The sequence below is a fragment of the Specibacter sp. RAF43 genome (assembly GCF_052114065.1).
Lineage (GTDB): Bacteria > Actinomycetota > Actinomycetes > Actinomycetales > Micrococcaceae > Specibacter.
Genome location: NZ_JBFREA010000049.1, coordinates 1 through 8,914, shown reverse-complemented (window position 1 = coordinate 8,914; position 8,914 = coordinate 1). Strand labels below are relative to the sequence as shown.

Below are 8,914 nucleotides of genomic sequence, written 5' to 3'. Positions count from 1 at the left end.
TGCGGGACCCTTCTATGTTTGTCAAGCGGTGTTGAGGGTTGCTGATTGTGAGTTGAAGGTTCGGTAGACGCGGCGGGCGAGGTAGCGTTTGAGGCAGCGGCGGATTTCCTTGGCTGTTCGTCCTTGGGCTTGTCGTTTTTGCACGTATGCGCGGGTTTCCTCGTCGTGGGTCATCCGGGTGACGGCGACGATGTGCAGTGCCTTGTTCAGGCTCCTGTCTCCCCCTCGGTTAAGCCGGTGCCGGACGGTGTTGCCGGAAGAGGCCGGGATCGGGTTCACCCCGGCCAGGGAGGCGAAGGCCGCTTCCGAATGGACCCGCCCCTGATGGGACCACACGGTCAGGCAGGTTGCGGCGGTGACGGGTCCGAAGCCCTTGACCTCCAGGAGCGGGGCGGCGTCGCTGATCTTGACCAGTTCGGTAATTTGTTTATTATTGCCGTTCAGATCCGCATCGAGGTCAACAATGCGTTTGGCCAGGCGCAGCGCTTCGGCACGGGCCACGGAAAGCGCCAGTTTCTCCTCGCGGGCATGCCAACGGGAGACCTGGGTGATCTGCGCCCCGGTCAAGGCCTTGCGGGCATCCAGGCCGAGGTTGCTCACGCGTAGCAGGGCGGTCAGCGCGTTCACGGCCCTGGTCCGTTCACCGGTCATCGCCTCACGGGCGGTGACCAGTATCCGCAGCGCCCCCCGGGCCCCGTCATTGAGCCGTGGCCGGCGCAAGTGCGACTGTTCCACCGGGAGCACCGCCTGGGCGATCCGTTGCGCATCAAGGATGTCAGACTTGCCCACCCCGTGGTGGGCGCGGGCATCCATCCGTGCTGCTTCGGCAACCTGGTAGCCCCGGGCCGCGACAACACCTGCCAGGATCGCCCCGTACGAGGCCGCACCCTCAATCACCCAGAGAGCGGCCAAATCCGCCTCGGTACGGCGGGCCACCCACGCGATGGCACGCTTGATCCCGGCACCGGTGGTCGGGAAGTCCCGGACCTCAACCAACTCACCGGTGCCGGCACTAACGATGGCATAGACATGATGACGGGCATGAGTATCAACCCCTACGACAAATGGGTGAGAATGCGCGACGATAGACATAGCGGTTCCTCCACCTTTCCCCTACGACGGACATGTGGTCAGGGCCGTGGCCGACCACCCCATGAATGGACAGGTCCCGCACAAGGCATCCAAACGGAGCCAGTCAGTTGAAGAGTCACATCCACGGGGCGGAACGGCTAGTACCCACTCTGCCAGCCAGTCCCAGACCAGCTACCACTAAGACTCACAGTCAGTTGGAGTCCGCCAGGCGTCGATGATCGACTCAATGCCGGCGTCGGCGGGTGGGCGGGCGCCCGGCGCGGGGCCGGGCGCCTCCGACCGGGAGAAGCGCGGAGCCGGGGCCGCCACAATGTTCATGCCGGCACCCGACAGGGTGCCGCGGGCGGCCAGGTGCGGGTGCGCGGCGGCCTCGGCAAACGTCAGCACCGGCGTGACGCAGGCGTCCGTTCCCTCAAACACCTCCACCCACTCGTTGCGGGTGCGCCCGGCAAACACCCCCGCCAGGGCATCGGCGAGCGCCGGCCAGTTCGCGGGCTCGTCCCGGTCCGGCAGCATCGCCTCCCCCGCCCCGCCCAGCCCGAGCCCGGCCAGCAGGGCCGCGTAAAACTGCGGTTCAATGGCGCCCACGGCCACATGCCTTCCGTCGGCACACGCGTAGCTGCGGTAGTATGGCGCCGCCCCGTCCAGCAGGTTGGCGCCCCGGGTGTCGTTCCACAGGCCCACGCTGCGCAGCTCCAGGATGAGCTGGGACAGCGCGCCCACCCCGTCCACCATGGCCGCATCCACCACCTGGCCCGCACCGGAACGTTCCCGCTCCCAGAGGGCGGCCAGGATCCCGGTGACCACAAACAGGGAGCCGCCGCCAAAGTCGCCCACCAGGTTCAGCGGGGGCACGGGCTGCCCGGCCGGGCCCATCGCGTGCAGGGCGCCGGTGAGCGCAATATAGTTGATGTCATGTCCGGCCCGCTGCGCCAGCGGCCCGGACTGCCCCCAGCCGGTCATGCGCGCATAGACCAGGCCGGGATTGGCCGCCAGGCACTCCTGCGGCCCCAGGCCCAGCCGCTCGGTGGTGCCGGGGCGGAAGCCTTCCAGGAAGACGTCGGCCTCGGCGACCAGCGCGCGCACGGCCGCACGGTCGCCGGCCTTCTTCAGGTCCGCACGGATCGTGATGCGGTGCCGCTGCAGATGCGTGCCGACGTCGTACCCGCCCACGGCAGGGGCGGGCCCCACCACCCGCACCACCTCGGCCCCCATGTCCGCGAGCATCATGGCGGCGTGCGGGGCCGGGCCCAGGGCGGAGAGCTCCACCACCTTCAATCCCTGCAGCGCCCCGCCCACGCGCTACCCCTTTGCCCCGGCCGACGGCAGCGCTTCCGCCCGCGCCGTGTGCGGCGTGGCCCGCAGCGGACGGTGCAGGCCACGGATCAGATACACGGTGACTCCTTCTCGTCGTTGACAGTGACGGGCACAAGCGGTGAAAGGCTCGACGGCGGCACTCACCGCCCGTGGAATTCGCCCGCCCGGCGCTCCCCCAGGGCGGCCACGGCTTCCAGCAGGTCCTCGCTGTGCAGGAACGCCGCGTTCCACAGGGCCACGTGGCGCAGACCGCGGGCAATGCCCTCCTCCCGGTCCTGGTTCAGCACGGCCTTCGTGCCGGCCACCGCCAGGGGCGAATTTGCCGCCATCTGCGCCGCCATGTCCAGGGCCGCGGCCAGGAGCGCCTCCGCGTCCGGGTACACGTCATTGACCAGTCCGATCTTCTCCGCCCGGGCCGCCGTGATGTCCTTGGCCGTCAGGGCCAGCTCGCGCAGCGAGCCCTCGCCAATGATCCCGCGCAGCCGCTGCAGGCTGCCCACGTCCGCCACGATGGCCAGCCGGGCCTCCCGGAGGCTGAATTTCGCATCGGCGCTGGCCAGGCGCACATCGGCGCCGCTGATCAAATCCACGCCGCCCCCGATGCACCAGCCGGAGATGGCGGCAATGACAGGCATGCGGGACGTGGCCACGGCCGTGACGCCCTCCTGCAGCCGGCCCACCAGGCGCAGCAGCTCGCCGCGCACGGCCGCGGTGGCGGCGGGCGCCTGGCCGGCGGGCGCCTGGCCGGCGCCCAGCTTCGCCAGCCACGGGCCCAGCACCTCCGCCACGTCCAGTCCCACGCTGAAGTGGCTTCCGGTGCCCGTGAGCACCACGGCGCGAACGGCGTCGTCGGCGTTCAGGGCGGCAAAGACCTGGGGCAGCTCCGCCCAAAAATCCAGGCCCATCATGTTGCCCCGGCCCGGCCCGGCCAGCCGGACGACGGCGACGCCCGGGCGGGGCGCCGCCGTCACCGTAAACGCCTTCCAGGCCGGGGTGAAGGCGGGGCCGGCCGCCCCACCACCCGTCACCAGCTTTCCCCTGCGTCAGCCTTCGCCACGAGGGAGGCGGGGGGCAGGAACCGTTCCCCGTACCGGGCCGCCAGCTCACGGGACCTGGCTGCGAAACCGGCCAGGCCGCCGTCGTACCCGTTCATGAACTGGACCACCCCGCCCGTCCAGCCGGGGAAGCCAATGCCCAGGATGGAGCCGACGTTGGCGTCCTCCACGCTGCGCAGCACGCCCTCGTCCAGGCACTTGACCGTTTCCAGGGACTCGGCAAAGAGCATTCGCTCCACCATGTCCTCGAACGGGATTTCCGCGGTGCCGCCCCAGTGGTCGGCCAGGCCCTCCCAGAGCCCGCTCCGGTGGCCGTCTTCGTAGTTGTAGAAGCCGGCGCCGCCGAGCTTGCCCCGGCGTCCGAACTCCCCGATCATCCGGTCCAGGAGGGCGTAGGCGGGGTGGGGCTGGTACTTTTGCCGGCCGCCGTCGCGCACCAGGGCGGCCTTGGTCTCCTGGTGGATCCTGCTCATCAGCGTCAGGTTCAGCTCGTCGGCCAGTTGCAGCGGCGGGGCCGGGTAGCCTGCCTGCGCGCCGGCCTGTTCCACCGAAACGGCGGAAATGCCCTCGCCCACCATGGCGATGGCCTCGTTCAGGAACGTGCCAATGACCCGGCTGGTGAAGAAGCCGCGGGAATCGTTGACCACGATGGGGGTCTTGCCGAGCTGCCGGGCGATGTCGAAGGCCCGGGCCAGCGTTTCATCCGAGGTGTTCTTGCCCGCGATGATCTCCAGCAGCGGCATCTTGTCCACGGGGGAAAAGAAGTGCAGGCCGATGAAGTGGGGCTGGTCCGTGACCCCGGCGGCGAGCGCGGTGATGGGCAGTGTGGAGGTGTTGGAGCCCAGGACGGCGCCTTCGGCGAGCAGGCCCTGGATCTCCCGGAACGCCTGCTGCTTGACGTCCACGTTCTCAAACACGGCCTCGATGACCAGATCGGCCCCGGCGACGTCGGCGGCGGTGGCGGTGGGCGTGATCCTGGCCAGCAGGGCGTCGGCCGCCTCCTGGGTGGAGCTGCCCCGCGCGACGGCCCGCGCCGTGAGCGTGCGCGAGTGGGCCTTGCCGTGCTCGGCCGCCGCCAGCGACACGTCCTTGAGCACCACGTCCATGCCGCCGCGGGCGCACACGTAGGCAATGCCGGCGCCCATCATGCCGGCGCCCAGGACGGCCACCTTCTTGGCCGTGTACCGCTCAAACCCCGGGGGGCGGCTGCCGCCGGCGGCGATGTGGGCAATGTCAAAGAAGAATGCCTTGATCATGTTCGTTGCGACCGGCCCGGTCGCCACTTCCACAAAGTAGCGTGATTCCACCTCCAGCGCCGTGTCGATGTCCACCTGGGTGCTTTCCACGGCGGCGGCCAGGATGGCGCGCGGGGCCGGGTAGTTGGCGCCCTTGAGCTGCTTGCGCAGATTGGCCGGAAGGGACGGCAGGATGGCCGCAAACGCCGGCGTTGACGGCGTGCCGCCGGGGATCTTGTAGTGCGGAACATCGTAGGGCTGGACGGCACCGGGGTGCGCTGCAATCCAGGCCTTGGCGGCGGGGACCAGTTCCTCCACGGTGCCCACCACCTGGTCCACCAGCCCGACGTCCAGGGCCTCGCGCGGCGTGTAGCGCCGGCCCGTCAGCAGCACCTGCGCGGCGGCGTCGGCCACGCCCATCAGCCGCACGGTGCGGACAATCCCGCCACCGCCCGGCAGCAGGCCCAGCGTCACTTCCGGCAATCCGATGACCGAGCCCCGCGTGTCCGCGGCAATCCTGTGGTGGGTGGCCAGGGCGATTTCCAGCCCGCCGCCCAGGGCCGCGCCGTTGAGTGCGGCCACCACGGGGCGGCCCAGCGTTTCCAGGGTGCGCAGCGGAGCCTTGATCATTTGGCCCAGCGCAAAGATCCTTGGCGCGTCGCCGGGCCCGGCGGTGATGAGGTCGTTGAGGTCGCCGCCGGCAAAGAACGTCTTCTTGGCGGAGGTGAGGATGACGCCGGTGATGGAGTCCTTCTCGGCCACCAGCCGCGCCACGGCCGCCTGCATGGAGGAGGCGTAGGCGTCATTCATGGTGTTGGCGGACTGTTCCGGGTCGTCCAGGGTGAGGATGACGACGCCGTCCGGGTCCTGCTCCCAGCGGATGGTCTTCATGGTGTCTGTCAATGTCCGGCCCTCTCGATCAAGGTCGCCACGCCCATGCCCCCGCCGATGCACAGGGTCAGGACGGCGCGGCGGGCCTGGCGGCGCTCCAGTTCGTCAATCATGGTGCCCAGGATCATGGCGCCGGTGGCGCCCAGCGGGTGGCCCATGGCGATGGCGCCGCCGTTCACGTTCAGCTTCTCATCCGGGATGCCGAGGTCCTTTTGGAACTTCAGCACGACGGCGGCAAAGGCCTCGTTGATTTCAAACAGGTCAATGTCATCCACCGTCAGGCCGGCAGTTTGGAGCAGCTTTTCGGTGGCCGGTGTGGGGCCCGTGAGCATGATGGTGGGATCGGCGCCGGACGTTGCCGTGGCCACGATCCGGGCCCGCGGCCGCAGTCCCAGCCGCTCCCCCATCCCGGCGCTGCCCACCAGGACCAGGGCGGCGCCGTCGACGATCCCCGAGGAGTTTGCCGCCGTGTGGACATGGTCGATGCGCTCCACCGTGTGAAACTTTTGCAAGGCGACGGCGTCGAAGCCGCCGGCCTCGCCCATGGCCGCAAACGACGGCGTGAGCGTCGCCAGGGATTCCACGGTGGAGGCGGGGCGCATGTGTTCGTCATGGTCCAGCACCACCAGGCCGGTGCGGTCCCGGACCGGGATGACGGAGTCGGCGAAGCGGCCTTCCTGCCAGGCCCGGGCGGCCAGCCGCTGCGAGCGCACCGCGTACGCGTCAACGTCCGTGCGGCTGAAGCCCTCGATGGTGGCGATCAGGTCCGCGCCAACGCCCTGGGGCACAAAGTAGGTGTCAAAGTTGGTGGCCGGGTCCATGGCCCAGGCGCCGCCATCCGCGCCGATGGGCACGCGGGACATGGATTCCACGCCGCCGGCGATGATCAGCTGGTCCCAGCCGGAGAGCACCTTTTGGGCGGCGATGTTCACCGCCTCCAGTCCCGAGGCGCAGAACCGGTTGATCTGCATGCCGGCGACGGTGTTGGGCATCCCGGCCGCCAGGGCGGCCGTGCGGGCAATGACGGCGCCCTGGTCGCCCACCGGGGAGACGACGCCCAGAATGAGGTCGTCAATGAGGTCTTCATCCAGGCCCGGGTTGCGGGCGCGCAGCTCATCGATCAGGCCCACCACCAGGTCCACCGGCTTGGTGCCGTGCAGCGAGCCGGACCTGCCGCGGCCGCGCGGGGTCCTGATGGCGTCGAAGACCATTGCTTCGCTGCTTCCTTGCGTGCTCACGGGAGCGTTGTCCTTCCGGTCGGGTCCTACAGCGAACGGGCGATGAGTTCCTTCATGACCTCATTGGCCCCGGCCAGCACGCGCAGCACCCTGTTGTCGGCATACATGCCGGCAATCGGGTACTCCAGGCAGTAGCCGTAGCCGCCAAAGAGCTGCTGGCAGCGGTCCACCACCTCCCCCGTCCTGTCCGTGATCCAGTACTTGGCCATGGACGCCGTGGCCGCATCGAGGCCGCCGGCAACGTGCCGGCCGATGCAGTGGTCCAGGAACACCCGGTTGACCCGGGTGATGGTGGCGCATTCGGCCAGTTCAAAGCGGGTGTTCTGCAGCTCAAAGAGCGGCTTGCCGAAGGCCTCGCGGCCCTTGGTGTACTCGAGGGTGGCCTTGACGGCGGCCTCGCTGATGGCCTGGGCCAGGACGGCCGTGATGAGCCGTTCCTGCGGCAGCTGTTCCATGAGCTGGAAGAAGCCGCGCCCCTCGACACCGCCCAGGAGGTTCTCGGCAGGGATGCGCAGGTCCGCAAAGAAAAGCTCCGAGGTGTCCTGACCCTTCAGGCCAATTTTTTCCAGGTTGCGGCCTCGCGTGAACCCCGGGGTGCAGTCGCCGACCTCGGCCACCAGCAGGGAGATGCCCTTGGCCCCCTGGCTGGAGTCGGTCTTGACCGCAATCACCGCCAGGTCGCACAGCTGGCCGTTGGAGATGAAGATCTTGGAGCCGTTCACCACGTAGTGGTCCCCGTCCAGGCGCGCCCGCGTGGAGATCGCTTGCAGGTCGGAGCCCGTGCCCGGCTCGGTCATGGCGATGGCGCCAATCCATTGGCCGCTGCACAGCTTGGGCAGCCAGCGCCGTTTTTGTTCCTCGCTCGCATAGGCCAGCAGGTAGTGGGCCACAATGCCCTCGCTGACGCCAAAGCCCATGGATCCGGCGCCGGCCGCGGTTTGTTCCTGCAGCAACAGTGCCAGGTGCGCAAAGGTGCCCCCGCCGCCGCCGTATTCCTCCGGGATGCTCATGCCGCACAGGCCCAGTTCCCCCGCACGCTCATAAAGGTCCCGGTCGGGGTGGCCCTGCGCCTGGAATTTCGGCTCCCGCGGCGCCACCTCCTGGACAAAATAGTCCCGCAGCAATGTGGCAACGTCGCGCAGATCGTCATCGATCCACGCCGCGGAAAATTCAGTTGTTGACATACTGCCAATAGTGCAAAACTATTGACATCGTGTCAATGGCACTCCGGCGTTTCCGAGGAAAGGGATGACCATGAGCCTGTCCACCGGCATCGGCGCACCATGAGCGCCCCGCTGCCCGGCCTGCGCGAGCGGCGCCGGCTGAGCCCGGACGAACGGCGCCAACAGATCTTTTCCTGCGCCCAGCGCTTGTTTGCCGAGAGGCCCTACGAGGACGTGTCCGCGACGGACATCGCGGCGGCCGCGGGCGKGGCCCGCGGTCTCATCAACCACTATTTTGGCAACAAGCGCGGGCTGTTCCTGGAGATCGTCCGGGTGAACTCCACCGTGCCCGAGATGGCCGTGGCCGGACTGCCGGAAGGCTCCCTGCAGGAGCGGGTCGACGCGTCGGTCACCTGGTTCCTTGACACGCTCGAACACACCGGGGGGACGTGGCTGGCGCTGGGCGCGGGGGGAATGGGCCGCGACCCGGACCTCGAACGCATCCTGGTCGAGGCGGAAAACGACTCCGTGGAGCGGCTCATCGAGGCGGTGGGGCTGGCCGGGCGCGGCCCAGGTCAGGAACAGGTGCGCGCCATGATGCGGGTCTATTCCCACCTGGCCCGCAGCGGCGCCCGGGAATGGCTGCTGCGCAAGACGCTCTCCCGCGCCCAGGTCCAGTCGCTGCTGACCGGGACGTTGTTGGCGATTGTCCGCGACACCATCCCCGCCCTCGGCAACTGACCCGCGATAGATGTCGGAAAAACGCCGATTTCGGGCTCTCCTGACGCATCCGTGGGTTCGTTTGGCGTGGCTTAAGGAAAAACACGCCGCTTTCCGTCTAGGTTTCTGACTGTCTAAGAAAAGAAACTGAAGAACGGAAAGCGGCGTGCGAGAAGCAACTCTATGGGGAACTCTGCTCGGTG

At 68.7% G+C, this 8,914-nt stretch carries 7 protein-coding genes; 1 reads left to right on the top strand and 6 read right to left on the bottom strand.

All coding sequences use genetic code 11. The features are described from left to right. Window positions 1–21: 21 nt before the first annotated feature. The 6 genes from AB4Y80_RS16675 to AB4Y80_RS16650 all read right to left on the bottom strand — a co-directional run bounded on the left by AB4Y80_RS16675 (window position 22) and on the right by AB4Y80_RS16650 (window position 8,012). Window positions 22–1,092, bottom strand: coding sequence for an IS110 family transposase (locus tag AB4Y80_RS16675; RefSeq protein WP_442215459.1), 1,071 nt, complete (start codon window positions 1,090–1,092; stop codon window positions 22–24). 177 nt (window positions 1,093–1,269) lie between these two features. Next, a complete protein-coding gene (locus tag AB4Y80_RS16670) occupies window positions 1,270–2,391 on the bottom strand; it encodes a CaiB/BaiF CoA transferase family protein (protein ID WP_442215458.1) in 1,122 nt (373 codons plus the stop codon). Between the two features lie 158 nt (window positions 2,392–2,549). Continuing rightward, window positions 2,550–3,437: a crotonase/enoyl-CoA hydratase family protein gene (locus tag AB4Y80_RS16665; RefSeq protein ID WP_442215457.1), complete on the bottom strand. Its 888-nt coding sequence runs from the start codon at window positions 3,435–3,437 to the stop codon at window positions 2,550–2,552. Next, complete coding sequence (locus AB4Y80_RS16660) at window positions 3,434–5,602, bottom strand: 3-hydroxyacyl-CoA dehydrogenase NAD-binding domain-containing protein (protein WP_442215456.1); 2,169 nt, start codon at window positions 5,600–5,602, stop codon at window positions 3,434–3,436. Before AB4Y80_RS16660 ends, AB4Y80_RS16665 begins: the two co-directional genes overlap by 4 nt. Next, on the bottom strand, window positions 5,599–6,828 hold the full coding sequence (locus AB4Y80_RS16655) for an acetyl-CoA C-acetyltransferase (protein WP_442215455.1): 1,230 nt from the start codon (window positions 6,826–6,828) through the stop codon (window positions 5,599–5,601). The genes AB4Y80_RS16660 and AB4Y80_RS16655 overlap by 4 nt, the downstream gene beginning before the upstream one ends. A gap of 26 nt (window positions 6,829–6,854) precedes the next feature. Next, on the bottom strand, window positions 6,855–8,012 hold the full coding sequence (locus AB4Y80_RS16650) for an acyl-CoA dehydrogenase family protein (RefSeq protein WP_442215454.1): 1,158 nt from the start codon (window positions 8,010–8,012) through the stop codon (window positions 6,855–6,857). Window positions 8,013–8,111: 99 nt separating this feature from the next. Between AB4Y80_RS16650 and AB4Y80_RS16645 the strand changes: the two genes are divergently transcribed. Continuing rightward, window positions 8,112–8,732 carry a TetR/AcrR family transcriptional regulator gene (locus AB4Y80_RS16645; RefSeq protein WP_442215453.1) on the top strand — a complete coding sequence of 207 codons (621 nt, stop codon included), beginning with the start codon at window positions 8,112–8,114 and terminating at the stop codon, window positions 8,730–8,732. Window positions 8,733–8,914: the final 182 nt, after the last annotated feature.